Consider the following 26387-nt stretch of genomic DNA (forward strand, 5'->3'; position numbering starts at 1 on the left):
GGTGTCTTTTTACAAGTGAAACCTACTATAGGGTCAGAGCAACAGAAGAAAGTGCCTCAGATCCGACCTGCACGGAAGGAAGATGTGGATCAGATCATCCCGCTGCTGGTGCAGGCGATTGGGGATATCGCTTATGCACTTGCGGGGGAGGCGGACCATGAGCGGGCAATGGACGTCTTACGTGAGTTTGTTACACAGGAAAATAACCGGATCAGTTATCAAAATATAACTGTGATGGAGCAGGATGGTGAGATTGCTGGCATGCTGGTAGCGTACGCCGGTGATGATGTGGATCGTCTGGACCAGCCGCTTCTGAATCGTCCCGGACGTGATGGCGATGAGAAATATGCTCTGGTAAAAGAAACCCGCCCTGGGGAGTATTATCTCGATACTCTTTCGGTAAGTGAGCCATTTCAGGGGCAGGGCATCGGCCGTGCACTGATGGCTGCTTTTGAGCAGCAGGGAAGAGAACTCGGGCACACGCAGGTTGCCCTGATCGTGGAGCAGGACAATGGCCGCGCCATGCAGCTCTATGAACGGCAAGGCTATGTTCAAGATGAAGTGATTCTCATCGGTGGACATGAGTATTACCATATGGTCAAAGAGCTCTCAGTTCTATAGATTGGCTGGAATGCATTCGAGCTTCGCACTCAAAAGGAGCCAACGCTTGAGTGATGGATGCTTACGTATGTAACAGTGAGGGACACCATCTGTATCGTGAACCCGTAACAACTATATTTAGTCAGTTAACAGCAGATACGCCAAAAAAGACGAAGCAACGCCGAGGGCGGTGGGTTCGTCTTTTTTGGATAAAGCGGCGGTGGAGCAATATAAGCTGACAGGCTAACGATCTCAGATGACGCTATTTGGTCGATTTCAACTCATTTAAAATTCTAACGATCAGGAGAAACGTTATTTCCCCATTTCAGACGAGAAATCATTGATTTTTGCTCATTTCAGAAGAAATAGCGTCTCTGGTGATCGTTAGATCACTGAACACCTCTAAGTCGGCCAAATAAGGTCTGTGGTGATCGTTAGAATTTTTTTCATCCGTACAACCTTCTACGCGACTAGCACAAGGAACGGTGTATGAAAAATGTTGACTATTCCAAGCTTACCATTGCATGCACACATCTATTTAACCTAACTCCCTTGCTCTACCTCCAGCTTATCCAGGCCATTGGCTGATTGTTACCGTTAGATTGATCTAAAACTTTTATATACCGTACTCCGGCAGATATTCATCCCTAGATACGTTCTGTTCCAGCCATTTGTCGACAGCCTCTGTTCTTTCAAACTTGGATTCAGCGACGACATCCATGAACGCATTCAGTTTTTTCAAAAAAGCACTGTCCTCGGAAGTATTCCGCTGTAAGACAGCTTTGTACCCTTTTTGAGCATTGGGCACCATTACGTTGGTGTCGTAATCGAACAGCGGGGTATTATCGAGCCCGTAAAAGGTGTACAAGGTGTATTGATTCATCAACATCTGTACCTGGTTTTTCCGGTTAGACTTAGGAAAATCATTCAGGAACCGCTCTTGATTCAGCGCACGGTTCAGCATATCCTGATATCCGATCATCAGCCCCCCATCTTCAGAGGCGATATTGCTCGTTTCGACTGCCATGATGCGAATGTACTGTTTGATATCTTCATTTACATAAGAAGTGTATTTTTCAAATGCGGCATAATTCATGATTGGATAGAGATAACCCTCGATCATCGTAAGACGATAACCGCTGTCTCTGGCCTGTTGCAGCAGTGAACGGAGACTCGTGTCCTTGGTGCGGGACATCAGCTGGGTGAAGCTGTCATTCCATTTGTATATTTCCTGCATCTGATCCTGAACATTGGGAACAAGCATGCGATCCGTTATGGCCGTTAGCGCTTTGAAGCGGGCATTTTCCAATTGAAGCACCATCAAGGTTGCATGATAAGGAGTCACCTGGCTGATTTTAGACTCCAGATAACGGTCTGCCGCGGGCAGGCCATTTTTTTTATAGAGCATGGTCTGAAAAGATTTGTAGATTGCGGTTGAATTGGCCGATGTTACTTTGCTATCCGTAGCAGGGGCAGCAGAAGCGATGCCAGTGACTGGGGAAACCGCTGTTTGTAACAATAGAGTAATAGCCGTAGCGGTAAGCAGCGTACGCATACCTTTCTTTTTATAAAAATACAAAGATGATGTCATGGATATAAACCTCCTGTAATTTTGGAATGAACAGATAAGGATGAAAAGTAGACTTGATTCACTATTACACACAGATTAAAGCAATTGGCACAAGAAGTGGTTTCGGAATGATGACAAAATCTTCTGTTAATTTTAACCTTTACAGGTGGATGCAAGGCCAATGTTTCTGCGAAAATAATTTTTGGGGAACCGGAAACCTTTTAACGATTCGGAACGTCTTAGTTGTGCATAGGTAAATACAGGAATTACTGAAATGAACAGCTAACTATAAGAGTGTACCAATTATAGGAGAATGGGGATAGGTTTATGAGGAAAGCGGGAGGAAATCAAGTCAAGAAAGTGATGTCAGCGCTGGCTGTATCAGCCATGCTTATGTCTGCACTGCCAACATCGGTGATGGATGCAGCTGCAAGAATCAGCATTTATATTAACGGTACTGAGGTGCCGGCGGTTCAAGCCCCTGTGATGAAGGCTGGACGTGTACTCGTTCCACTCCGGTCGATTTTTGAAGGAATTGACGCGGAAGTGCAGTTCAACAATAAAACGAAAACCATTACAGCAACCCGTGGGGATCAGGAAGTGAAATTAACACTTGGTTCCAAGGCTGCATATATCGATGGTCAACTGAATGTGATGGATGTTCCTGCGAGTACGATTAAAGGTAGTACGATGGTACCCATTCGTTTTGTGAGCGAAGCTTTTGGGGAAAAAGTATTCTGGAACTCACGCAGTCAGCGTGTGGATGTTAAAACCACATATACACCTGAAACGCCGGTTGATGATACGCAGTTTTCTGCTTGGAATATTTATGGATCCGTATCTGGCAGTAACGGAGATGGCCGTGACCTGACGGTAAGCTTCACACGTGCAAAGTCAGAGAGAACAGTGTCAGCTTACAGGGTGATGCTGGTCAAAAGTGGGGATATCAACAGCTTTAAAGAATCCGTTGCTACAGCCGTATCTCCGGCGAACTACACTTCAATTACACCAAACGGCACCAATCCGAAGCTGACACTTAACGCTCAGACACGCGACGTTAACGGTGATTTGCTGAATAGCAATGAATCCTATCGATTGTATGTACTGACTGTAGGTAACAGCAACAATAACAACCAAAACTATCTAGGCTGGTCTTCACAGGTTCTGAAGCTGAACCAGGTGAAACCTTCTGTTCAAGCTGTGACGGGACTGCGCATTGCCGATGTTAGCGATAATGGCGACGGAAGGGATCTGGAGATCAACTTCACACAGCCAAGCACCAATTCGAATATTACGAGTTACCGTGCATTTGTTGTGAAGGCGAAGGACGCATCCTCATTTAACCAAGCTGCTGCGAGCAAGGTATCCAGCGCGAATTACACGATCATCAATAAAGGGAATTCCAGTACAGTCAAAAGCATACTGAACTCTTCATCGCGGGATACGTCGGGCGAGTTGATCAAAAACGGAACCGCGTATGTTGTATACATTATGTCTGTAAGTGCGAATACAGCAACAGATAGCAAGCTGTCTGCGGCTTCGTCTTCCCTGACGTTGTCCTTGAATTCAACTCCGGCTCCGGTCATTACACAAGTGAGAGACATCTCGGATTATGGAGATGGACGCGATATTCAGGTGAGCTTTAACCGTGTATCGGATGAATCAAAGGTAACGAACTATCGTGTGTTTGTTGTACGCAACTCGGTAGCCAGCAGCTTTAACTTGCCTACAGCAAGTAATCTGTCTTCCAGTTTATATTATACCGTGAACAAAACAGGTAATAACCTCGTGGTTACATTGCCATCGAATATGCGGGATACCAGCGGTTATAACATCACAAACTTGCAGGATTATCGCATCTTTGTCATGGCAGCAGGCACTCAGCAGAACAACTATACCCATGCGTTGTCAGCTTCCTCCAATGTCTTGAGACTGACCTCCAATAGCAATGCAGGTGTGGCAACGAACCTGTCTGTTACAGATATTGCGGATAACGGAAATGGAACTGACATGCGCGTGTCGTTTAGCAAAGCAAGCGATGAGTCCAATGTTTCTCACTATCGAGTATTCGTCGTACCTGCCAATAACGTAGGAAGCTTCAACCTGAATGCTGCAAATGCGTCGAACAATTATACACAAGTGAATAAAACAGGTGGTAACCTGACCGTAACACTTTCGAGTAACTCGGTGGATACGAATGGCTATAGAATTGCGAACTACAACGCTTATCGTGTATTTGTTCTGTCCGTAAATAGTAACGGGAACTGGAGTCAGAACGCACTTTCCTCATCTTCGGCTCAAATTACGCTAACACCGAATGCAACGGTTATCGCACCGACCAGTGTGAGTGCAACCGATGTTGCGGATAACGGGAATGGCAGTGATCTGCGTGTAACATTCAACCGGTCAACGGATGAGAATAATGTGAATCATTATCGTGTGTTTGTTGTGAAAAATACGGCTGTAGGAAGTTTTAATCTGAATGCTGCATTGAATAACGGCTTCTACACGTATAGAAGTAAAAGTGGGAGTAATCAGGCTTTCACATTAGCAAGTGATGCTAGAGCAACGGATGGTAGCCTTATTGGCGATAATGTTGATTATCGGGTATTCGTCCTGGCGGTGAATAATAATTCATCTCAATCGAGCGCGCTGTCTTCAGCATCGCCTGTGGTTAAATTAGGTAGTGCTTCTCCTGTAGTAGCAGTGGGCAGTGTAAGTGTAGCGGTTAAAAATCAGGGACAACAAGCGGGTAACGCTTCTGATGTAACCGTAAATTTTGCCAAAGCATCGAATGAAACAGGCATTGCCAAATATCGTCTGTTTATTGTCCCGGCTGATCAGGTACCTGGTTTTACGCTAAATACAGCGATGAATATTAATTATTATAATGATTTGGATAAAAGCAGTGCAGGCACTACTTTCGCATTGAGCGATGGATACCGGGATATTAATAACAGATCTATCGAGATCGGGAAAAAGTATAGAGTGTTTATTATGTCTGTATCCGACAGTACAACTCGTTCGTCAAGTCTTTCAGTGGCTTCCGACGAATTTAGTATTAGTAACATAGTACAATCTGTTCAAGCAGCCGTTATTACGGGTCTACAGAAATCAAGTACTGTAACTGAAGCAATCTACAAGTTGACTTTCACCAAACCATCTAATGAAGCTGGCATTTCCTCATATCAATTGTATATTGTGAAGGGAAGAGGGGCTGTTGATCCGGCTACAGCTACTTCCAGCAGTAACTATTCAGTAGGAGATCCCAAAGCGGTTGAAGTTACTTTGAATACCAATGTTAAAGATACTACAGGGGCTAGTCTTGTGGAAGGAGAAGAGTACACCGTATATATTGTGTCAGTTGCGTCTAATACAACAACCAATAGAAGTACGATCTCTAATCCATCTGAAGCATTTAAGCTCGAAAAAGCTCCAGCAGCTACACAATCAACTCCTCCGCAGTAAACTACGGCACAAAGTTAGCAATAGAATTGTAATGCTTCAACTCCCTTTCCCTCCTTGGAAAGGGAGTTTTTTCTTTGCATCCGTTAATGCCGAGGAAAGTGAACCGCTCTCGGTACGACATATGTCCTTATTTTTCCATATTTAGACACGCTCAAATAGGTTCCTAAGGCCATTGCTGGTCTTGGATCAAACCATGGATAATAGGAGTCATAGAGCGTGACTAGCTCATGGGCCGAAAGGAAGGATGCAATGTTACCATTTCGTTTGACGGGGCAGCCGGATTCCCGGATGCCGCTATACTTGTACGGTGTAGGTACACAGGAAGAGAAAGGACTGCATCGACCAGGGGGATTTCCGGTGTATCAGTTATTTTTGGTGCGTAATGGTGGAGGACAGTTTAATATCTCTGGCAAAGGAACGATCATAATGGGCGCAGGGCAACTGTTTGCTCTGGAGCCGGGCATTGCTCACGAATATACCCCGCATACAAGAACGGGTGGAGAACTGGGGTTTATTGGGATCGGCGGCGAATCAGCAGAATCAGTACTTCGGACGACAGGCATCATGTGCGAAAGACCTCGCACATTAACCGCGTTTGAGCTGATTTGGTCACAGATGACGGAACTGTGGAAGGGGTTGGATCAGGGCGGGATGTCGATGTGGCAAATGTCCACTTTGATTTACCAGCTGATTCTGGACTTGGCTCAGGCTATGGCTCCAGTTGGTTATGTTTCACATGTACATGGGAGTTCCGAAGCTGGTCTGGAGGGACTCAACCGGGCAATCGTTTTGATGCAGGCTCATTATCAGGACGATCTGTTATTGAAACATGTGGCCGAGGCAGTTGGTTACTCTGTGCAGCATTTGAATCGTTTATTTCATCAGCATTATGGCGTGACTGGACATCAGTATATGCAACGCTGGCGTTTACAAAAGGGACTGGAGTGGCTTAATGAACATCCTGAGGCTAGTGTGAAGGAAGCTGCGGAGAATGTAGGCATGGAAGTGAATTATTTTATTCGTATGTTCAAGCGTGAATTCGGGGAAACGCCAGGCAAAGGTATGAAACTACGCAATCAGCTCAGACTGGAGCAGACCCTTCACCCCCGTCAAAAATAAAATACGAATCTGCAATAAAAAAAGAGACCTGACGGTCTCTTGAATGGAATTTCTTATAAAGTAAAAGAATATCTATGTGTACCACGAAACAACCACATTCGACATTGCCTCCTTCAATCATGCCTGCTTTTTTTGCCCGAAAATAGGCCGGATTAAAGCAAGACCAACAATACCAATAACGGCGCTAACCCATGGAGCCATGTAGAACACAGGAAGTTTATCCCGAAGTGGATAACCCACAAAAAGAACAAGTACAACGATCACGATATAAATGATAATGCCTCGAACGTTAACTTTGGGCATGACATGTTTGTCTGTCCCCTGGTCGTCCGGACGTTCTGCTAATCGGCGCAGCATCTCTACGAGCGCAATTCCGCCTACAGCGCTAATGATGAGAGAGAACAGGCTGATATGTTCGAATGCCTCCGTATCGCCGTCTGTTAAACCGAAGAATAGTCCTGCACATCCTTGAATGAACAGGACAACGGATATGGCTGCCCAGGCAATCATCACATACCATGTTGGTGTCCGTTTCACAGGTTCTGGTGTATCCGATTGATCGTCAGATTGAGGGACACTTCCGCTACGGTTTCCCCTGCTTGAATCTTTCCCTGTGCTTGCCCCTGATTGCGCATATGTATCTGCTGAGCCTACTCCAAGTTGGGTATAAATATCTTCTTCCAGATCAGAGCCGTACAATTCGCGTGCCGATTTGTTATCTTTCTGTGCTTGTACGATGGCTTTTCCCGCAGCGAGAATCCATTCTTCCTGTGTTTTCTCGTCTGCTGGCGCTTGCCTTGCGATGGTGCTGATCTGGTTATACAATTGTAAGTTGTCTGGTGTCATACGGCTCATCTCTGTGATTTGCCGATTTTGTATTTCTTTCAGCTTTTTATAGGAAATCCCCATTGCTTGCTCCCCCTGTCTCACACGTTCTGCTCTTCCATTCCATGAAGACCCTGACGATATTTTAGTATACGGGAAGGGCTCTCGTTTCGCAAAGTCATTCCTTATAAAACAACTGCTTGTGATTTACCCATAGCCCGATACAGGCTAACACAACACAGGTGCATAAGAGCACCAGTTTTCCATGATGCTGAATCCATCCGAGTAGATGTGCCATGAGTTCATTCCTTTCGGTAACAGGCCTCCGGGACAGGCGTGCCTGAGATTTTGGTTTTATTTTCCCCTGTGGAGTTGTGAATATACATGGCTTGGTTGGAAGAAGCAACGATTCTGTGAACCGTGAATAAAGAGCTGCCCAATCCATCACAATAGTAGCATTTCCAAACTGAAATGATGGATAGGAGTGTGGTTAGCATGGATAAACAATCAGATCTCACACGAAAGATGCTGCTCAACAGTAATTCCCGTGGTGCCATGGATGAAGTGGTACCGATGGAAGAGGCAGTGGAGGATACTGAGTTCGGCGAAGAGTTGAATGATGATAACTGGCAGGGAAGAAGCTTCTGGGACAACGAGGGAGCAGGTCAGCAACATGAGTGGAACGGACGTATTGAGACTCATGCGATGTTTCGCAGGAGCTATGAGTAGGATCGTACAGATATAACGCAAGAATACAGGAATGAATCAGAAATTTTCGGAGCCCTGCTGAATATAGCGAGGCTCTTTTTTTACGGATAATGCTTACGAAAAGAGAACAGCTTTACATGACCTAAGGTGTTCATTTCTCGCGTTGACTTGCGGGTGAGGGAATGATAATATACTAATATCTTCTTAATACTTACTAAACTTATCGGATTAAACATAATTAATCAAAATACGTTGAATATATAACAAGGAATTAGGCGCAAGGTCATCATGAAAGGGGAAATCCGTATGGAACGTCAGATCAGCATTCGTCACGGGGAAGAGGAGTTAACTGCGACCATTCACTATCCGGTTGTCAAAGATATTAAAGAGGAGACACGTCAGCAACGTGTGCCTCTAGCTGTCATATGCCACGGTTTTGTGGGGAGCCGAATTGGAGTGGATCGGTTGTTCGTGAAGACAGCTCGTGAACTCGCGGAAGACGGATATCTGGTGCTACGTTTTGATTACATCGGTTGCGGAGAGAGCAGTGGGGAGTACGGAGCAGAAGGATTAGAGTCGATGATACTGCAGACTCGTTCTGTGCTGGATTATGCTGTGAACTGCAGTGATGTCGACCCTACACGTGTGACTCTGATCGGACATAGCTTGGGCGGAGCAGTTGCGCTGTTGACTGCTGTACGTGACAAACGGGTTAAAAATCTTGTCATGTGGTCGGCTGTCGGTTATCCGTTCAACGATATCGTGAAGATTACGGGCAGGGATGTGTATGACGAGGGTGTGAGAGCAGGGGCTTCCGACTATCTTGGCTATAAATTTACGCCTAAATTCTTTGACTCTTTGGCGGAGCATCAACCATTCCAGGAAGCTGTGAAGTTCAGCGGAGATGTGCTGGTTGTGCACGGTACTTCCGATGAAGTCATCCCTGTGGACTATGCGTTCTTGTATCAAAAAGTGTTCTGGATGCGCCAGGAAGGGCGCTGCGACAAGGAAATCATTTTCCAGGGCAATCATACCTTCTCATCTGGTAAAGAGCGCGAACAACTGATTACACGTACGAGAGAATGGCTCGGGGAGCGTCAGAAGATTGAAGAGAACTGGCAACACTGGATGATCTAAGCGATAAGCCTTACGTCATCAATCAAAAGTCACGGGTATTAACTTGGAAAAGCGCTTGCTTCGGGGTAAAATAGAGAGGTAAGCATCCTATCCGTGTCTGGAGGTTGGCAGCGATGACATTACCTGCACTATTCATTGCGCATGGTTCTCCTACGCTGGCGTTGGAGAGCAGTGATTACACTCAATTTTTGAACGAGCTTGGAGACAGGCTGCCGGCTCCAAAGGCCATCGTTGTATTCACCGCACACTGGGACAGTCCCGATCCTTCGGTGACGATGGATGAGTCCCATCAGACCTTGCATGATTTTTACGGATACCCTTCAGCGTTGTATAACATACAATACCCTGCAGTCGGGCAGACCGATGTTGCGAGCGAGATTTGTGCGTTATTCTCCCGTAGTAACTTGCCACATCGACCTGTTCGTGGGCGTGGACTGGATCATGGCGTATGGGTGCCACTGCTGCATATGTACCCTGAAGCAAGCATTCCAGTGATTGCTGTATCGGTGGATTCGCTACGTTCTCCGCAAGAGCAGTATGATATCGGGCGTATGCTGGAGCAACTCAGGCATGATAACGTGCTGATCATCGGCAGTGGTGGAACCGTGCATAATTTAAGAATGCTGGCACAGGATGATGAGCCACAAGACTGGGCTATCGAGTTTGATGATTGGCTCGGAGAGCGTCTAGAGCAATGGAATACCAGAGAATTGTTTCTGTATGAAAAAAAAGCTCCTCATGCGCGGACGGCCGTTCCGTCTTATGGCATGGAACATCTTGCGCCATTGTTCTACGCAATGGGCACAGCAGATATGTCTCGCACAGCGAAGCGATCATTTCAGTCGTATGCCTGCGGCACGTTAAGTTTGAATTGCTGGCAATTTGGTGACGGCATATAACTTGGGGCAGATGATAACAGAAACATCAATTCAGATGGCGAAATGAAGAATACAGTCGTATGATTATAAATAAGCAAAAAGGTTCCTGCGGTCAGTTGATTGACTGAGTGGAACCTTTTTTTGGGTTTGGGTGTTCAGCGGTGATTATTTGCGAAGTTCGAACAACTCACATTCGGTGCGTGAGTGATAGGCGAGTTCACTCACACTGGATTGGACAACAACGGTTCTCTCGTCAAAACGAATGATGATACCTCCAGAGTCAATCTGGTGGTTATCTTTGAATACCCGGATTTTATGTTTTAAGGTCATGGCTTCCTGAAAATCGGCGTCGGTTTCGAGACGGCGCTGCGTCGGCATAGGGATACTCCTTTGTACTGTTAGACTTTATAACCATCATAATATGGGATTCTACTGGTGAGCAAGTGTAGAGACTCGGATGCACAATGGTTGAAGAAGATGGAAGAGCGATTGGCAATAAGAGCAGATCAGCATAGGTTGTCAGGTTATGAAGCAATGAATGAAAAGAATGCAATACAAAGCCCTGCTCCAAGGGGGGAAGCAGGGCTGAGTTTCTTATATTTTTAATGATTAAGCAGTTTTCTTAGTGGGTGTAATGGTTGGTGTGTCTGTTGGCTGAATGGTTCTGTCCTTTTTGAACAATCCGCGAAGGTAAGGCAGTACCCAGTGATCCAGACCAATTTTACCAGCATTTGCACCAGCTACGACGATGAAGATTTCCAATAATACCAGTTGAGCATTTGTGCTTACTGTACCCGAGAAGAGGAACGCGAAGTTCATGACCATCGCCATCAGAGCTGCCAGCGTTGTGAAGCATCCAAGAATGAGTCCCAGACCTACCAGGAATTCACCGAGCGGGATCACGAAGTCGAACAATCCGGCATTTGGAATAGCGAACTTTTCAAGGAACGTTGCCCACCAAGCTTGAACCGCTGGATGATCGCCTGTTGCTTTTTCAAGTGCTCCAGTGAGGAACCCGCCAGCTTGGAATCCGCCGGTCAATTTGCTCCATCCGTGAGTCATCCAGTCATAACCGATATACACCCGAAGTACTGTCAAAATCCACATTGCCACTTTGTTTTCTCTAAGCCATTGATTGAAGCTGAACATATAAACCACTCCTTTTATGGAATCTAGTGTGTGTTGTTTTTGTTTTTCTAAGTGATCACCTTTGATGTCTTTATTGTATATTCCGAAAGGTGTTTTGTTTGTGATTAAAATCACAATCTAGTTCAAATTTTAAGTAAGGTTTAAGAAGTTCACATTTAGGACATATTTATTTGCTCATTTCAAGATTCAAAGATAACTTGTGAGATAAGACAAGGCTTAGAAGACGCAGACAAAACGGAAACGTTGTGATTAAATGGAAAGAAATACGTGAGATGGTTGCCTGCATGAGAGGAATATCACATGACGAGCAGAAGAAAGTCAGCCAAATCGTTCAGGGGGTCCTATATTGAAGTTTTTTTCTTGGAACAAAGCTATATCAGCAGCATCGATCTGTCTTCTTACCGTTAGTCTTGTTGCTTGCCAGAATAAAGAGATCGCCCAAATTCCCCAGCCTGAGCCCACACCTGCGCCCGTTCAAGAAGAGAAGCCTGTGGAGGAGCCTGCGCGTTCTACCTTCATAGCTCCTTTTACGGGTCTAGCTGTGGAGAAAGCGTCTACGCAGCGGCCACTAGCGGTCATGATCAACAATGCACCTGCCGCCCGTCCTCAATCTGGTTTAAGTGCGGCGGACATTATCATTGAGGTGCTTGCCGAAGGTGGGATTACGCGGTTCATTGCTATATTTCAGAGTGAAGGTGGAGCAGAAACCGTCGGCCCAATACGTAGCATTCGTCCATACTTGATTGAGCTTGGCGAAAGTTATGATGGGGTGCTTATTCATGCCGGAGGCAGTCCGGAGGCGTATTCTATTTTGCAAAAACAGCAGAAACAACATATGGATGAAATTTCGAATGGCGGTCCTTACTTCTGGCGTTCCAAAGAACGCAAAGCCCCGCACAATCTATATACTTCTGTAGACAAGCTTAGAGAAGGTACGGATAAGAAAGGATACAGTCATGAATTTAAATCTCCTGTGTACAAGTATGACGAGGCAGGAGCGACCTCCACTGGAGAGAGCGTGAAGCAGTTTGAACTCCATTATTTATTGAATAGTTACAAAGTTGCGTATGATTATGATGAAGTTAGCGGACGATATATGAGAATGGTGAACGGGAAGCCAGATCAGGATAAAGATAACGGCAGTCAGTTAGGTGCAGCCAATATCATTGTTGCTGGGGCAGACCATAAGGTGCTCGACGATGTAGGCAGGTTATCCGTAAACGTGGATCATGGCGGCGAGGCGATGCTGTTTCAGAAGGGCAAGATGATTCGCGGGCAATGGGTTAGAAAAGAGGGAGATATTATTCGTTTTGTGAAGGATGGGCGTGAAATGAATCTGGTGCCCGGGAAAACTTTCATTAGCATTGTGCCGAACCATCCACAGTTTGCAGATCATGTGAAGCTGGCAGAACAAGAATAAGCCATATACAACGATTGGCACAACGAAATGAATCACTTTTGCAGGCTGAAATGAAAGAGAGCCATGAAAAGGGTTAAGATTGGTGATGATGTGTTGTCGTATCATAGCGCTTTTTGTGAAAATTGTTACGGGTCACGCGTCGACTTATGTGGAGTTTTGTAAACGCAGTGTAAAATCGGAGTCTGATTTTGCCATAATTCCAAATAATTAAGATTCATTTCAGGTTAATATGAGAAGAATATAAAAAAGGATCGCAGCTTTTGTACAAACCATGAAACAAATATGATAAGATATCAAAGGTTGTCATTTCATGTTTCATCGGTTATCGGCGCAATTTCTCGAAGAGGGGATAGAGCTATGAAGATTAAGAAGAAGAAGGACATATTTTTTGAAACACTGGAGAATATGGCAGATACGGTTGTTCAAGCGGCAGATTATTTCTCCCAGCATGTTTCCAACCTTCAGGATGTAACTCTTTTTGCTAATGAAATGAAAAAGTACGAGTCGCAATGTGATGACTACGTGCACACGATCATTACAGAACTCAACAAAACATTTATCACGCCGATCGAACGCGATGATATTATGGAACTGACAACAACTCTTGATGACGTATTGGACGGCATTGAAGCTACAGCTTCCCGTTTCTATATGTACAATTTGGTGGACCCGGACGAATATATCGTTCAATTTGCAGAGATTTTGCGCCAATCGGCTTACGAAATTCAGAAGGCGATTCATTTGCTGTCCCAGAAAAAATTGCTGGCGATTCGTGAATATACGATTCGTCTGAATGATTTGGAAAACCAAGGCGACGAAGTATTGCGTAACTGTATCAAGAATCTCTTCGCTACGGTGTCTGATCCGATTGAATTGATCAAGCGTAAAGAAATATATGAACGCCTTGAAACAACAACGGATGCTTGCGAGCATGTTGCGAACGTTCTTGAATCCATCATCATGCGTAATTCTTAAGGAGCCAGAGAATAATGGAAACAACGATTTGGGTATTAGGTATAGTCGTCTTCCTTGCACTGGCGTTTGACTTCATCAACGGTTTCCACGACACGGCTAATGCCATTGCCACATCGGTATCCACACGTGCACTGACGCCGCGCCGCGCCATTATTTTGGCGGCCGTGATGAACTTTGTTGGTGCGATGATGTTTACGGGTGTTGCGAAGACGATTGGGGGGAGCGTGACGGACCCCACCAAGCTTGATAACGGGATCGAGGTTGTCATCGTCACCTTGATTGCCGCGATCATCTGGAATTTGGTTACCTGGTGGTTTGGAATTCCTTCATCTTCTTCACATGCGTTAATCGGAGCGCTCGCAGGTGCAGTGCTCGTTGGAGCAGGCTCGGACAAAGTGAAATGGAGTGGATTCATTGATATCGTCGGAGGTTTGCTGTTGTCACCTCTGATTGCTTTTGCCATTGGTTATATCGTCATGATGATTCTTAAATATGTGTTCGCCAAACGCAGTCCGCACAATGTGAATAAAGGCTTCCGTACGGTACAGATCTTCACGGCTGCCCTGCAGGCATTCACTCATGGTACCAACGATGCGCAGAAAGCGATGGGGATCATTACTTTTGCACTCGTCGCAGCCAAGGTACAGGATCATCTTGAAGTACCACTGTGGGTTAAAATTTCAGCAGCAACAGCTATGGCCCTGGGGACATCGGTGGGTGGTTGGAAAATCATCAAAACGATGGGGACTAAAATTTTCAAAATCGAACCAATTAACGGCTTTGCTGCCGATTTATCTGCTGCATCCGTTATTTTCACAGCAACATTGTTGCACCTTCCGGTAAGTACGACACACGCAATCACATCCGCGATTCTGGGTGTAGGTTCAGCGAAACGTTTCTCGGCTGTAAAATGGGGACTGGCTGGACGTATCATCATTACGTGGTTCATTACGATTCCAATTACCGGAGCACTTGCAGGTCTGTTGTACTGGATTATTTTCTAAACAGTTGTCAACAGAAGGGCCGGGTATCCATCGATTGGATACAGTAAGTGAAGGACGAACCTGTTCATAACGATGTGAATATCGGGATATGTGGATAAATATACAATGAGTAGAAGAAATGCCTGTGCACGAAGATGTGGACAGGCTGGATATGTGGATAGCCATCCGTGGAATGATAAACCAAAAGAAACCTTCCTGTGGATACAGGGAACTGTGGATAGGGGAAATAAGAGAAGCCAACAGGGTTGGCTTTTTTTGTTTTTCAGAGTGTACAATGAAATCAGAACTTCGATAAGAGACAAGGATGTGGTCTATCCATGATTCGTACACTTGCGATTACACGGGATCATCAAGTCACGGTGAATATGCCGCTTGTACAGTTGGATTTAAACGATTATGCCTGGGTATGGGCAGATTTCAACCAGCCTACCGAAGAAGAAAGTCGGCTGCTGGATACATATTTTCATTTTCACCCACTCGCCATTGAAGACTGTCTGCATGTATTGCAACGTCCCAAGCTGGATTACTATGAGAATTTGCAGTTTCTTGTGTTACATGCGCTGAATCCAGCCACGCTTGAGGCAGAAGAGGTAGATCTGTTCCTTGGACAGAACTTTCTGGTGTCATTCCATCATGGAAGATTGGAAGAAGTGGACGAAGCCTGGGACAGACTGCTAAAACACGCGCATGAGCGTACCATTTGGGCAAGAGGGCCGGTGGCGGCAGCATATACAGTGATGGACAAACTGGTTGATCATTATTTTCCATCGCTATTTGCTATCGAGGATGAACTGGCTGAACTGGAAAATCGGGGTGGTCAGGAGTCCGTAGAAGAATTGATGAATCAGGTGTTTGACCTGCGTAGTCGACTCCTGAAGCTTAGACGCACTGTTGTACCTATGCGGGATCTTCTCTACCGGGTCATTAATTCGCAACATGTACAGCGAACAGGGGAACATACGGCATATTTTACCGATATTTATGACCACTTGCTCAAACTGACGGATATGATTGAAGCCGATCGGGAGATGACGGCAGACTTGCGCGATAGCTATATCTCACTGAATTCGAATCGAATGAATCAGATTATGAAAACACTGACGGTCATTACGACGGTATTTATGCCACTCACTCTAATTGCAGGTATCTACGGCATGAACTTCGCCCATATGCCGGAGCTTCAGTGGAGGTATGGGTACGGTGCTGTGCTATTACTGATGTTTGTCCTTGGAGGCTGTATGGTGGCCTGGTTTGTGAAGCGCGGCTGGTTTAAATAAACAGGATAACTTGATAAATAAAGATAAAAAGGCCGTCAGGCGAACCTTGCGGAAAACGAATCCGTTGCTCCCAAGGTTGTTTGTTGCCTGACGGCTATTCTCTGTCTATTCTTCTATCCACATGTGCATAAGTGATTCAATCATAGAGACTTGTGCATAACTAAAGTGAAATTCCCATTTCGAAGTTCAGTCTAACGTAAGCACAAAAGAAGCGGATTCCGTATTTTGCCCGTTCACAACGATCGTGAGCGTATGCAGCCCTTCGTAATATTTCCGTGTCGTAATGAGTTTGAATGATTGTTTGGTATTGACGGTACTGCGACCACTGGCATACATCTTGTCCGAGCACTTAAAGCGTTTGGGTGCCTGTTTGCCGTTAGCCTTCATATAACCAATCTCATATTCAAGCCTCAGCATCTGTGGTTCGCCGCTCGTATTAACCACATCGAATGAAAAATGAAGATCCTCTCCCGTAGCAATCTGCTCCCGATCCAGCTTCAGGTTTTCAATATGAACAGCCTCCTGCTTGTGATAGCCGAACAGGCTCAGTGCAACAGGGTGCCCCTTCTTCAGCAGCGAACGACTTGCGTGGCGGATAATCCAGTCGGTATGCGCGTTCTGACCGTACCAAGCTTGAGCTAAGTCTAGAACGAGATCAGGGTGATCCTTGGAAATATCGTTCAGGTGGTTCGCTACACTTTTTCGTACATAGAGGGATTCATCCTGCCTGAGTGCATGCAGAATCGGAAGCGCGGGCGTCGGATCAACGATCAAATCGCCAAGCTTGGCTCCCCATGGCAAACGAGGGCGACTGCCTTCGCTAGCAAGCCTGCGAATATGCTCGTCACTGCTTTCTGTCCATTCCATCAACTGTTTCAACGTCTTAAGCGGGTAACGCTGGATGAACGGGCGCACCGCAAATTCAGAACTTGAATAAGGTGTGAATACCTTAAGATATTTCATCGATAACTCGTAGTTTTCTGGGGCAAGTCCATTCACTTCAATGAAATCAGGCACAAAAAGGTACTCAACCCCGCGCAACTGTGGAGCTGCCTGTTCAAGGATATGTAAGGCTTGTTCGTAATCGGCGGGCAGAACATGGGTCAAAGATTCCGTAATCCGACGTATCCTTGCCTTGAACTCCAGCGCTTCCCAGCCTTCAGCGAAAACCAGTTCGCGGAATCGCTGTGTTTGTAACTCTGGATAGAATTGATGCAACTGATTGGCGGTTCGATCAATGAGAGCAGGTGTATATTTATCTTTGAACAGTTCCATGGTCTGCCTCCTTATATGTAGTCTCTAGTATACCCCATTTTCCAGAATAAGAACATAAGTTCTTGCTTTTAGTTGCTCAAAAAGGTTAAGGCACCCGCCTTTGTAAGGGGAGTGCCTGAATAGAGTTAACTTTTGCGTCTTTTGGGACGCGGTTTGGATGTTGCGTTTTTCCGGCGCGCTGGGGAAGAGGTGCGTTTCCGCTGTGTACCTGTCGTTTTTTTGCGGCGTTTGCGCGGGCGAGGTTTCGAGTATTCTTCATAATCAGCGTCGGCTTCGCTGCTACTGTTTTTATTTTTTCCAAAAGGCAGAATGCCCATCACCAGTTTCATCATCGGGGCCATCTGCTGAATACCGCCAACGACCTTTTGCATTTTGGCCACGCCGCTCATAATGCCGTCAATGCCGCCGAAGCGGTCAATCATGCCTTTTAACTCACCTAAGTTGGCAAGGGAAAAGCCTGAGCTGCCTGAAGAGGCAGGTGTTTGAGCCGGAACGACTGGAGTAACGGGCACGACGTCGCTTCCATAAAGCCCTCCGCTGGGTGCGCCCTGCCCATAGGGCACAAGACCGGAGGCTTCAACCTCGGCGAAGCCCGGGTAAGTCGGATGAACTCCGGGGTACATCGGCTGGATCTGTGCTTCATTGAGAGAGCGTGGCACATTTCCATACGGTGCATAAGCTGAGGTGCGAGCCTGCTGCTGGCTTTGAGGAGCCGGACGTTGCCGTGTTCCTGGCGGGCGATGATAGTAATGCTGTGGCATGAACGATCACGTTCCTTCTATATTAGATTTTTCGGAATTGCGTTCCACCGAGAAATCAATCCTGTAAAAATCATGGTATAACAAGCAGGGTGGAACTCCCTTTTGATATACTGTATGTCATTCGCGGAGAGGCGGCGTAGGCGGGTATCACGGAAAACGGGATATTTGCGGAAATGGGCGCAAGTCATACCAGAGCCTTTAAGGTGGTTTTCAGGAAGAAAAATGAATTTCGGACACAAATTTGTAACAATTTACAGGTATAAAATCCTAGATAAATAATCGGAAATGTTCCTCCTAAAGGGGCGATTATTGCAGTTTTTATGCTCGTTGTCCGCCTACGGAGGACAATAGTATGTTTTGTAAGCGGTAACATGTGTTTTTGTTCTGTAGTGCGTGAAATCGTTAACGCTTGAAATACCAACTTAGGCTAGGTACAATGGATGTACACAGTAACCGCTAGGGGATGATGATAAAATGCAGCTGAAAAAGCTAAATGATAAAAGCATTGAACAACTATTTGAGGCAATCCTGACACTTAAGGATATTGAAGAGTGTTATGTCTTTTTTGATGACCTCTGCACCGTGAACGAGATCCAATCCATGTCCCAGCGGCTGGAAGTAGCACGTATGCTTGGCAAAGGCAACACATACAACCAGATTGAAGCAGAGACGGGCGCGAGCACGGCCACGATTTCGCGTGTTAAGCGTTGTCTGAATTACGGGAATGACGGTTATAAAATGACGCTGGAACGCCTGGGGCGCTAAGTCATGAAGAAGCCGGGTGTACTCATCATTAGTCACGGTTCTCAGGAGAAAACCTGGGTGGAATCCGTCGATGACGCGATTTCCCGGTTGAATCTGCCTGATCCGTTACCTGTTGAAGCTGGATTTCTGGAATTGGTAGACGGGCGTTTAATTCAGGACGGTATTAACCGACTGGAAGCGCAAGGTGTAACGGATCTGTTGGTTGTACCGTTATTTGTTTCCTCTGGCAGCACCCATGTGGATGAGATCGAGTATGCAATCGGGGCGAAGGATGCACCTGAGCGTGAAACCGATCTTGAACCTTTTGAGGTGAAGGCGCGGGTTCATTTTGGCTATCCGGTGGATAATGATCCTGATATTGCGGTGATGGTGTGGGACAAGGTTCGGTCACTATCACAGCAGCCTGAGCAGGAAACGATTTTGCTTGTCGGACATGGCAGTATTCATGATGGATTCCGCCAGCGTTGGGAAGCAGGCATTTCTTCGCTCGCGGAACGAGTGCAGCAGATCAGCGGCGTTGCTCATACAGACTATGCATTGCTTAATCCGGAAAGTGTATACGACAAGGCGAAATACTGGTCCGAAGAGCGCGGCAGTCGCGTCATTGTGGCACCGCTGTTTTTGAGTGCTGGTTATTTTACCCAGCATGTTATTCCAGGTCGACTTAAAGAGTTGGAATATGCATATAGTGGGGAAACGTTGTTGCCTCATCCTTTGCTTGGGCAGTGGCTGGAGCGCCAGATTCAGTTTTTGCTGAAGAAGTGTGATGAGGTTGAAGATTGAAGTCAGTTTAAGATTAAAAGATTGAAGTTATAAATAGAATCTTCTATTTGTGCATAACGTAAAACCACGCCCTGGGGCGTGGTTTTTTTTGTGTGAATCCATGATCTAACCAATTATCTAAACCAAGCTTTATTCAGATTGTTCGCAAAGTTGTTATCGTTAAATGGTACATTGGCGCTGCCAAAGTCCGTTGTATTCAGGGCATTACGTGCAGCTGGAGTCAGATCATCCCAACCGATTAGCGGCTGAGTTCCCCCAACTACGTTGGTTACACCAAGCTCGTGGTTGAGCGGCCAGGTGCTATTATAGGAGATTTTCGGATGGTCGCCTTGCATATTGCTGTTGCTTGGTGTCACTTTGGTGAACTGCCCGTGACCTGAGTAGGCGATCGAGAGTACTTTCGGGTTGGCAACCGCCGGGTTGTCTACCCATACGACGATGCCCTCCCAGTCATGCCGATGTCCAAATCCCGGAGATGGGTTGTCTTTAGGGAAGTACCATGCGTACATGATCGCCCATACGCCATTATGCCAAGCAGAACGTGAATAGACCTGACCCAGGTTGGAGCCGCATCCGCCATTGTGTGATCCGGACGTTGCCAAACCTGCGCTGGTGTTACCTTGTGCATCAACGGCGGGGAAAGGCACGCATCCATGATAGACCTTCAGAAAAGGTTGAAAACGTTTGGCTGTGATTTGCGTGGTTGTTACGGGTGTGACTTCTTGAAAACCGACGACCTGGTCATGATTAATGACGGCTGCTTCCGCAACGGTGCCTATCGGTAAATAGGCGAGGAGGGTAACCATTAGCATCAGTACCAGTTTTTTGGTTGTTTGCATTGTGCAATTCTCCTTTGTAAACGTAGTAGAGTGAGGTCAGTTATGTATGGATGTGTTCTGTATATCCATGGTACTGGAAAAATATTGATTTAGGTTATATTTTTATATTGAGATTTGTAAATTTGCTGTATATTTTTGTCATAATGTAATTAGTTGTGGACAGCAGATAAAATGGAGATTAATTCCGTTGCAAGCGGGCAGAATGGAAGATCAGTGGTTTTTTTGCAAAAGAAGATGGAAAGATCGGTTTCAAGATGACTTTGGCATGTTTATTAGGGTAAGGGACTTCGGGCGTTTGATTTATGCAAAAATCACGGCTGGAATAGGCTAGGACATCTTTACATTTGATGATATGATAGAAGCAATAGCTTTTGGAATGGGACGTCATTCCTCTGGCATAGTTATATATAGTGTTTGGGCAGGATTAACGAAAGTTTATGGTTGTGTTAATTATAATGATGCCCCTCGGTGGACTGATGCAGCGTAAGAAGATGAGGTCATTCGGACTCATGGATAATGTGGAATAGGTGGCGTATCAGATGAAAAGAGCTCGATTAATATATAATCCGACTTCAGGCCGGGAAGAAATGAAGAAACGTCTAGCTGATATTTTGCAACGTTTGGATCAAGGCGGTATTGAGGCTTCGTGTCATGCTACAACGGGGGAAGGCGATGCGACCCGGGAAGCTGAACTGGCGATTGAACGCGGATACGACATGATTATCGCTGCGGGCGGAGACGGTACGTTATATGAGGTCATTAATGGTATGGCTGAGCGGGACAATCGCCCTCCGCTGGGTGTGTTTCCTCTGGGGACGACCAATGACTTTGCGCGTGCGCTCGGGATTCCGAGACAATGGGAAGATTATGTGGATCTGGTTATTCAGCAGCAGACGCGCCCTCTGGATCTGGGAAAGGCAAACGATAGGTATTTTATCAACATCGCAGGCGGTGGATCGTTAACCGAACTGACCTATGAAGTACCGAGTCGTTTGAAAACGATGATCGGGCAACTGGCCTATTATATGAAGGGGATTGAGAAAATGGCAAGCCTGTCCCCGCAGGAATTAATCATTCGTGCGAATGGTCAGGAAGAAATTCATGATGAATTCATGCTGTTCCTCATTGCCAATACGAACTCCGTTGGCGGCTTCGAGAAGCTGGCTCCGGGGGCAACCATTGATGATGGGTTGTTCGATGTCATTGGTGTACGCAAGTGTAATCTGGCGGATATGATTCGTCTTGTTACTTTGGCGCTGCGCGGAGAGCATCTGAACGACAAAAAAGTCGTACATTTCCAGACGGATCACATGGAAGTCAATTCACCAGGCTATGTACAACTGAATCTGGACGGTGAGCTAGGCGGCACGTTGCCTGCGACGTTTACGAATCTAAAGCATCATCTGCAGCTGTTCCATCGGTAAATAAATGTTACAATGAAATAACGTTTCTGAGATTCGTTAGAATTTTGGAACGTTATTTTTGGCGTGAAGAAGGAAATTTTTTATTAAGATTACGAAAATTACGGAACAGATCGAAACAGATGGGAACAGTTTAAAAAAGCCTAGATTACTCAATCCAGATCAGCTCAACTCGATCGAACTCGATTCAGATCAACACAATCAACAATGCAACACAGTCAACATAATAATTTAACTCACCGTCATTGCAGGCGGTGTACTATATAAGAAAGAAGTGAATGTACGTTGTCTAATACGAACCGCAGCGGTCGTGGAAAAAACCGCCGGAATTCGGCTGCTCCTCAAGGGAAAGGGAATGCTTCAGCTTCTCGTCAGCCAAGTCAATCCATGCAATCAACTCGTCCATCTACAAGTCAGTCAGGTAAAGAGGTGCGGCCACGCAGTGCATCTCTTTCTGGTGTGCGCTCCAAAGGCAGAACGCGTGAATCCGCACCAATCGAAGGATTGCCCGTTAGCAAAAATGATGAAACCGTCATTGAGATCATCGGCATGAATCATGACGGCGAGGGTGTAGGCCGTGCGGATGGATATACACTATTTGTGCAGGGTGCTCTTCCAGGGGAAACGGTGTGCGTGCGCGTCATGAAAACCAAGAAGCAATATGGCTACGCTAAGTTGCTGGAGATTGTCAAAGCCAGTCCAGATCGTGTATCTGCACCGTGTCCGATCTACGATCAATGCGGCGGATGCCAGATTCAGCATATGAGCTACGCTGGTCAACTGGCGTGGAAACGTCAGCTTGTGATCGATAATCTACAGCGGATCGGGAAGCTGAACGTGTTGACGGAGGATGAGACGAACGAAGAAGATACAGGACACGCGATTCGTGTCTTGCCAACGATGGGGATGGACGAGCCGTGGCGTTATCGGAACAAGGCACAGGTGCCGATTGGTGTAACCGAAGGCGGTTTGGTGGGCGGTTTCTATGCGAAAGGAAGTCACCGAATCATCGACATGGAGACCTGTCTTATTCAACACGAGCATAATGATGAAGTTGTGGCGAAGGTGAAGGAGATCGGCAGCCACCTCGGCATCAGTGCATACAACGAAGAAACAGGCCGTGGTCTGTTGCGTCATGTCGTGGTGAAAAAGGCGTTCCGTACAGGCGAGATGATGCTCGTTCTGGTGACGAATGGCAGGGATATTCAACATAAAGACGAGTGGATCGGCAGTATCCGCGAAGCGATTCCTCAGGTGGCGAGCATCTGCCAGAACGTGAACAAAAAGCAGACAAACGTTATTTTCGGCGATGAGACCCGTGTCCTGTGGGGCCGGGATGTAATTTATGATTTTATCGGGGATGTGCAATTCGCGATATCTCCGCGTTCATTCTACCAGGTCAATCCGGTGCAGACCGAAGTGCTGTATGGAAAAACGGTAGAATACGCCGGGCTGAGTGGTAAAGAAACCGTAATCGATGCCTATTGCGGTATCGGAACGATCTCTCTTTTCCTGGCGCAACATGCAGATCAGGTATACGGGGTAGAGATTGTGCCCGAAGCCATTGAGGATGCGCGCAGTAATGCGATGCTGAACGAGATGCGTAACGTCAAGTTCGAAGTTGGTGCCTCCGAGGACGTCATCCCTCGCTGGAAAGAACAAGGTATCGAAGCCGACGTCATCGTCGTCGATCCCCCGCGCAAAGGCTGCGACCCGCGTCTGCTGGATACCATCCTTGAGATGAAGCCGGAACGTGTGGTATACGTGAGCTGTAATCCGAGTACGCTGGCACGTGATCTGCGCGTGTTGGAGGATGGCGGATACCGTACGGTGGAAGTCACGCCAGTGGATATGTTCCCGCATACGGTGCATGTGGAGTCGGTGGCGATGTTGGTTAGGATTAAAGAATAAGCAGAAGGGTTCGAGAATTTATAAAAGATTCTCGAACCCTTCTGCTTTAATTTCAATTCGATTAATGGGTCGGTGCAAGATCGCTGGAGTCAACTCCCTGAAGGATAAAAATGATTCGAGAATTTGTTTTAATTCGGTGAACACTGAAGTATTATTGTTGTTTTTCAAAGACTCTTCAATGTTGCATTCCTTTTCTATTAACTCGTTCAGTCTTATATTAGTTTCAGACGGTTCTCCAACCGTGAATGGCTTGCAGGCTAGGGTACAGGCAAACTCCTTGCCACGGTCTGCGGTAGGGTTTGATAGATGGGCCAGGTACTGAGAAGCAGCTTGAGCAATCAGGACATTACAGCTGGCTCTGTAAAAGGATGACAAAGCATTTACCCCTTTTCAGAATGAGAGGTTGAATTTTTCCTCCATGACCAGGCCACCACCGGAATAAGCAGCAAGGACATCAATCCTCCGGCAAGGGAAAGCATGGAGTAGCCAACGCCAGCCATAACCATGCCTGACAAAGCGCCGCCGGACGCGCCAGCCAGCGCAATCAGAACGTCAACCGTGCCTTGTGTCTTCGCGCGAACCTTCGGCGTTGTGGAGTCGATAATGGCTGCCGTTCCGCTAATTAGTCCAAAGTTCCAGCCTAGGCCGAGAAGCGCCAACGCTACAATAAGCAAACCCATGGATTCGCCTGGTGCAAAAGCCGCGGTTAAACCTGCCAGCAGCAGCGTAACGCCTGATGCACAGGACATAAAGGTACGGCCAAGCTTATCCACCAGCACGCCGGTCAGCAGGGAAGGCAAATACATGAATGCGATATGGATGCCAATCACCAGACCTGCATCTCCAAGCCCATGACCATGCTGCTTCATATGAACGGGCGTCATGACCATGATACCCACCATTACGATTTGGGTAAGCACCATAACCGTTGCCCCCACAATGAGTCCTTTTCGGTTATGAGAGCTCTCCGGGCGGCTTGTGTCTACCCTTGCCTGAAGACTTTTGCCGTCTTTCACTTGCGAACCTTTATTCAATCTTTCCTCTTCGTCAATCGCCTTGGCAACGATAAACGGATCAGGATGAAGAAACAGCAGCAGTACCAGGCCTGCTATCAAATATGCAACTGCCGCTAGAATAAACGGCCCCGACAAAGCAGGAAGACCGATGGAGGTTGCCATGCGGCCAGTCGGCTCTACCAGATTGGGACCTGCCACCGCGCCAATTGTCGTAAACACCAGCGCTGTACTGATTGCTTTGGCCCGCTGATTCGGCAGCGCCAGGTCCGTACCCGCGTATCGGGCTTGCAGATTGGTTGCCGTGCCAGCTCCATAAATCAACAAAGACACAAATAGCAGCGCTATTTGATCCCAAAGCGCGGCAAACACAACGCCAGTCGCTCCAACTCCACCCGCCATAAATCCGACACCTAGCCCGACTCTGCGTCCAAATCGCTGTGATAACCTTCCCACGATCAGCGCCGCCGCCGCAGAGCCTAGCGTAAACAAAGCTGCGGGAAGACCGGAAAGGCTGTCGCTGCCTAGCATGTCCTGCGCAAGCAGCGCTCCAACAGTAAGCCCGGCAGCCAGCCCCGCTCCTCCGAATATTTGTGATACCACAACAAGCCATAACGTTTTTTTATACAGCTTCTTCTGCTTCTCTGGCGATTTTACATACTCATTTACTCTGTCAGAGCGGCTTTTTTGCCGTTTCGGAGCCACTGATGTGTGGTGATTCATATGCATCCTCCTTTTCGGCACCCCTGCCGCTATCTAGATCATCTTTAATCCAATGTCTGAATTATAGCGATACATGCCATCTCTCTTCAATCCCTCAAAGTTGGGATAGCTATTCCAACCCTTTTAGTGATTCGATCATAGCGATCCGGGACATTTTTCATTTTAACAGCAGGTTAGCACATTATGGTGAGCATAATAGCTTAATAATTTGAGCGTAGCGAGCTCTCGGTTTCTTCGAAGATTTTAATGGAAGATTGTTGTAGATAGTGCCAAACGAAAGAAACACGATTGCATTAACCGAAGGTGATCTCCCATCAAGCAAAGACAAAATTCCTGAGGGCATCAAAGGGCTTTTTCAAAACTGTTGACAATTGGCATATATGTAATTATATTTAATATATCAATCAATTAGTGCTGTAAATCACTAGTGTAAACGCTCTCCAAGCAAAATTTTACGCAATATAATTCGATTCCATCGAGGAAGAAAATGGAGAGGTGATGGGGGACTTAGTCCCCGCTTTGTACTAAACCTATCCATTTACGAATGACATTCCTCTTCGTTTTGTAAAGCATTTTCAGCAACGCTTCATTGCTTGGGAAAATGCTTTTTTTCTTTAGGCCTTGCGATGTTGACGATGGTAACCCTCAATTATTTCCGTCGTTGTACTCTTCGCGGAAGCTTTTTATGTCCTGCATCGTGTCATACTCCGCCTCCAACATGAATTGCAGCATCCCTGCAAACAACTCTGTAAACAACTCTTTCAGT

The 26387-nt window shown here is 46.4% G+C and carries 22 protein-coding genes and 1 pseudogene; 14 read left to right on the forward strand and 9 right to left on the reverse strand.

The annotated features are described in order from the left end of the window. The first annotated feature begins 15 nt into the window (after window positions 1-15). A complete protein-coding gene (locus ACT89M_RS03800) occupies window positions 16-621 on the forward strand; it encodes a GNAT family N-acetyltransferase (protein ID WP_253497460.1) in 606 nt (201 codons plus the stop codon). Window positions 622-1216: 595 nt separating this feature from the next. On the opposite strand, the gene ACT89M_RS03805 is transcribed toward ACT89M_RS03800, so the two are convergent. Continuing rightward, the gene (locus tag ACT89M_RS03805; protein WP_308723332.1) at window positions 1217-2191 is read right to left on the reverse strand and encodes a hypothetical protein; all 975 of its coding nucleotides are present in this window, start codon (window positions 2189-2191) and stop codon (window positions 1217-1219) included. Window positions 2192-2497: 306 nt separating this feature from the next. Here ACT89M_RS03805 and ACT89M_RS03810 point away from each other — a divergent pair, with 306 nt between their 5' ends. Next, complete coding sequence (locus tag ACT89M_RS03810; RefSeq protein ID WP_308723331.1) at window positions 2498-5638, forward strand: stalk domain-containing protein; 3141 nt, start codon at window positions 2498-2500, stop codon at window positions 5636-5638. A 216-nt stretch (window positions 5639-5854) separates the two neighbouring features. Further along, window positions 5855-6757 (forward strand): AraC family transcriptional regulator, encoded by a 903-nt coding sequence (locus tag ACT89M_RS03815; RefSeq protein ID WP_308723330.1) that lies wholly within the window; start codon window positions 5855-5857, stop codon window positions 6755-6757. A 117-nt stretch (window positions 6758-6874) separates the two neighbouring features. On the opposite strand, the gene ACT89M_RS03820 is transcribed toward ACT89M_RS03815, so the two are convergent. After that, window positions 6875-7666: a hypothetical protein gene (locus ACT89M_RS03820; protein ID WP_308723329.1), complete on the reverse strand. Its 792-nt coding sequence runs from the start codon at window positions 7664-7666 to the stop codon at window positions 6875-6877. A 411-nt stretch (window positions 7667-8077) separates the two neighbouring features. On the opposite strand from ACT89M_RS03820, the gene ACT89M_RS03825 reads away from it, so the two are divergent. From ACT89M_RS03825 to ACT89M_RS03835, 3 genes are all read left to right on the forward strand, one after another. Beyond that, window positions 8078-8311 carry a hypothetical protein gene (locus ACT89M_RS03825; RefSeq protein ID WP_090923327.1) on the forward strand — a complete coding sequence of 78 codons (234 nt, stop codon included), beginning with the start codon at window positions 8078-8080 and terminating at the stop codon, window positions 8309-8311. A gap of 285 nt (window positions 8312-8596) precedes the next feature. Next, on the forward strand, window positions 8597-9427 hold the full coding sequence (locus ACT89M_RS03830) for an alpha/beta hydrolase (protein WP_090923326.1): 831 nt from the start codon (window positions 8597-8599) through the stop codon (window positions 9425-9427). A 113-nt stretch (window positions 9428-9540) separates the two neighbouring features. Next, window positions 9541-10326 carry a DODA-type extradiol aromatic ring-opening family dioxygenase gene (locus ACT89M_RS03835; RefSeq protein WP_308723328.1) on the forward strand — a complete coding sequence of 262 codons (786 nt, stop codon included), beginning with the start codon at window positions 9541-9543 and terminating at the stop codon, window positions 10324-10326. Between the two features lie 144 nt (window positions 10327-10470). On the opposite strand, the gene ACT89M_RS03840 is transcribed toward ACT89M_RS03835, so the two are convergent. Together ACT89M_RS03840 and ACT89M_RS03845 are read right to left on the reverse strand one after the other, a co-directional pair. After that, a complete protein-coding gene (locus ACT89M_RS03840) occupies window positions 10471-10683 on the reverse strand; it encodes a hypothetical protein (protein WP_090923324.1) in 213 nt (70 codons plus the stop codon). Between the two features lie 231 nt (window positions 10684-10914). Continuing rightward, window positions 10915-11454: a DoxX family protein gene (locus ACT89M_RS03845; protein ID WP_090923322.1), complete on the reverse strand. Its 540-nt coding sequence runs from the start codon at window positions 11452-11454 to the stop codon at window positions 10915-10917. Window positions 11455-11800: 346 nt separating this feature from the next. Here ACT89M_RS03845 and ACT89M_RS03850 point away from each other — a divergent pair, with 346 nt between their 5' ends. The 4 genes from ACT89M_RS03850 (at window position 11801) to corA (ending at window position 16130) form a co-directional block, all read left to right on the forward strand. Continuing rightward, on the forward strand, window positions 11801-12874 hold the full coding sequence (locus ACT89M_RS03850; RefSeq protein ID WP_308723327.1) for a DUF3048 domain-containing protein: 1074 nt from the start codon (window positions 11801-11803) through the stop codon (window positions 12872-12874). Window positions 12875-13231: 357 nt separating this feature from the next. Next, window positions 13232-13849, forward strand: coding sequence for a DUF47 domain-containing protein (locus ACT89M_RS03855; RefSeq protein WP_154891600.1), 618 nt, complete (start codon window positions 13232-13234; stop codon window positions 13847-13849). 14 nt (window positions 13850-13863) lie between these two features. Continuing rightward, window positions 13864-14853 carry an inorganic phosphate transporter gene (locus ACT89M_RS03860; protein ID WP_308723326.1) on the forward strand — a complete coding sequence of 330 codons (990 nt, stop codon included), beginning with the start codon at window positions 13864-13866 and terminating at the stop codon, window positions 14851-14853. 317 nt (window positions 14854-15170) lie between these two features. Further along, window positions 15171-16130, forward strand: coding sequence for a magnesium/cobalt transporter CorA (gene corA, locus ACT89M_RS03865; RefSeq protein ID WP_308723325.1), 960 nt, complete (start codon window positions 15171-15173; stop codon window positions 16128-16130). A 186-nt stretch (window positions 16131-16316) separates the two neighbouring features. Here corA and ACT89M_RS03870 read toward each other — a convergent pair whose 3' ends face one another. After that, window positions 16317-17405: a DNA alkylation repair protein gene (locus tag ACT89M_RS03870; protein ID WP_308723324.1), complete on the reverse strand. Its 1089-nt coding sequence runs from the start codon at window positions 17403-17405 to the stop codon at window positions 16317-16319. 125 nt (window positions 17406-17530) lie between these two features. After that, window positions 17531-18166 (reverse strand): tyrosine protein kinase, encoded by a 636-nt coding sequence (locus ACT89M_RS03875; protein ID WP_308723323.1) that lies wholly within the window; start codon window positions 18164-18166, stop codon window positions 17531-17533. A 474-nt stretch (window positions 18167-18640) separates the two neighbouring features. On the opposite strand from ACT89M_RS03875, the gene ACT89M_RS03880 reads away from it, so the two are divergent. Then, window positions 18641-18931, forward strand: a complete 291-nt coding sequence (locus tag ACT89M_RS03880; RefSeq protein WP_017690665.1) for a YerC/YecD family TrpR-related protein — start codon at window positions 18641-18643, stop codon at window positions 18929-18931. 3 nt (window positions 18932-18934) lie between these two features. Next, window positions 18935-19714 carry a sirohydrochlorin chelatase gene (locus tag ACT89M_RS03885; protein ID WP_487344999.1) on the forward strand — a complete coding sequence of 260 codons (780 nt, stop codon included), beginning with the start codon at window positions 18935-18937 and terminating at the stop codon, window positions 19712-19714. A 113-nt stretch (window positions 19715-19827) separates the two neighbouring features. On the opposite strand, the gene ACT89M_RS03890 is transcribed toward ACT89M_RS03885, so the two are convergent. Next, window positions 19828-20526, reverse strand: coding sequence for an NPP1 family protein (locus ACT89M_RS03890; RefSeq protein ID WP_308723350.1), 699 nt, complete (start codon window positions 20524-20526; stop codon window positions 19828-19830). Between the two features lie 566 nt (window positions 20527-21092). Between ACT89M_RS03890 and ACT89M_RS03895 the strand changes: the two genes are divergently transcribed. Both ACT89M_RS03895 and rlmD read left to right on the forward strand, forming a co-directional pair. After that, on the forward strand, window positions 21093-21977 hold the full coding sequence (locus ACT89M_RS03895) for a diacylglycerol kinase (RefSeq protein WP_090923311.1): 885 nt from the start codon (window positions 21093-21095) through the stop codon (window positions 21975-21977). 282 nt (window positions 21978-22259) lie between these two features. Continuing rightward, the gene (gene rlmD / locus ACT89M_RS03900; RefSeq protein ID WP_308723321.1) at window positions 22260-23885 is read left to right on the forward strand and encodes a 23S rRNA (uracil(1939)-C(5))-methyltransferase RlmD; all 1626 of its coding nucleotides are present in this window, start codon (window positions 22260-22262) and stop codon (window positions 23883-23885) included. A 380-nt stretch (window positions 23886-24265) separates the two neighbouring features. Here the strand turns inward: rlmD and ACT89M_RS03905 are convergent, their stop codons facing one another. Both ACT89M_RS03905 and ACT89M_RS03910 read right to left on the reverse strand, forming a co-directional pair. After that, window positions 24266-25621 (reverse strand): MFS transporter, encoded by a 1356-nt coding sequence (locus ACT89M_RS03905; protein ID WP_308723319.1) that lies wholly within the window; start codon window positions 25619-25621, stop codon window positions 24266-24268. A 507-nt stretch (window positions 25622-26128) separates the two neighbouring features. Further along, window positions 26129-26283, reverse strand: a pseudogene (locus tag ACT89M_RS03910) (IS256 family transposase); the annotation flags it as partial. Window positions 26284-26387 lie beyond the last annotated feature (104 nt).

The sequence above is a fragment of the Paenibacillus sp. NN59 genome, assembly GCF_057597225.1.

Bases quoted from the DNA above. Each gene is read 5' to 3' on its own strand.
- ACT89M_RS03870 (WP_308723324.1), bottom strand. From the start codon at position 17,405: ATGGAACTGTTCAAAGATAAATATACACCTGCTCTCATTGATCGAACC.
- ACT89M_RS03805 (WP_308723332.1), bottom strand. From the start codon at position 2,191: ATGACATCATCTTTGTATTTTTATAAAAAGAAAGGTATGCGTACGCTG.
- ACT89M_RS03835 (WP_308723328.1), top strand. From the start codon at position 9,541: ATGACATTACCTGCACTATTCATTGCGCATGGTTCTCCTACGCTGGCG.
- ACT89M_RS03840 (WP_090923324.1), bottom strand. From the start codon at position 10,683: ATGCCGACGCAGCGCCGTCTCGAAACCGACGCCGATTTTCAGGAAGCC.
- ACT89M_RS03825 (WP_090923327.1), top strand. From the start codon at position 8,078: ATGGATAAACAATCAGATCTCACACGAAAGATGCTGCTCAACAGTAAT.
- ACT89M_RS03890 (WP_308723350.1), bottom strand. From the start codon at position 20,526: ATGCTAATGGTTACCCTCCTCGCCTATTTACCGATAGGCACCGTTGCG.
- ACT89M_RS03905 (WP_308723319.1), bottom strand. From the start codon at position 25,621: ATGAATCACCACACATCAGTGGCTCCGAAACGGCAAAAAAGCCGCTCT.
- corA (WP_308723325.1), top strand. From the start codon at position 15,171: ATGATTCGTACACTTGCGATTACACGGGATCATCAAGTCACGGTGAAT.
- ACT89M_RS03845 (WP_090923322.1), bottom strand. From the start codon at position 11,454: ATGTTCAGCTTCAATCAATGGCTTAGAGAAAACAAAGTGGCAATGTGG.
- ACT89M_RS03895 (WP_090923311.1), top strand. From the start codon at position 21,093: ATGAAAAGAGCTCGATTAATATATAATCCGACTTCAGGCCGGGAAGAA.
- ACT89M_RS03860 (WP_308723326.1), top strand. From the start codon at position 13,864: ATGGAAACAACGATTTGGGTATTAGGTATAGTCGTCTTCCTTGCACTG.
- ACT89M_RS03875 (WP_308723323.1), bottom strand. From the start codon at position 18,166: ATGCCACAGCATTACTATCATCGCCCGCCAGGAACACGGCAACGTCCG.
- ACT89M_RS03885 (WP_487344999.1), top strand. From the start codon at position 18,935: ATGAAGAAGCCGGGTGTACTCATCATTAGTCACGGTTCTCAGGAGAAA.
- ACT89M_RS03830 (WP_090923326.1), top strand. From the start codon at position 8,597: ATGGAACGTCAGATCAGCATTCGTCACGGGGAAGAGGAGTTAACTGCG.
- ACT89M_RS03855 (WP_154891600.1), top strand. From the start codon at position 13,232: ATGAAGATTAAGAAGAAGAAGGACATATTTTTTGAAACACTGGAGAAT.
- ACT89M_RS03810 (WP_308723331.1), top strand. From the start codon at position 2,498: ATGAGGAAAGCGGGAGGAAATCAAGTCAAGAAAGTGATGTCAGCGCTG.
- ACT89M_RS03820 (WP_308723329.1), bottom strand. From the start codon at position 7,666: ATGGGGATTTCCTATAAAAAGCTGAAAGAAATACAAAATCGGCAAATC.
- ACT89M_RS03880 (WP_017690665.1), top strand. From the start codon at position 18,641: ATGCAGCTGAAAAAGCTAAATGATAAAAGCATTGAACAACTATTTGAG.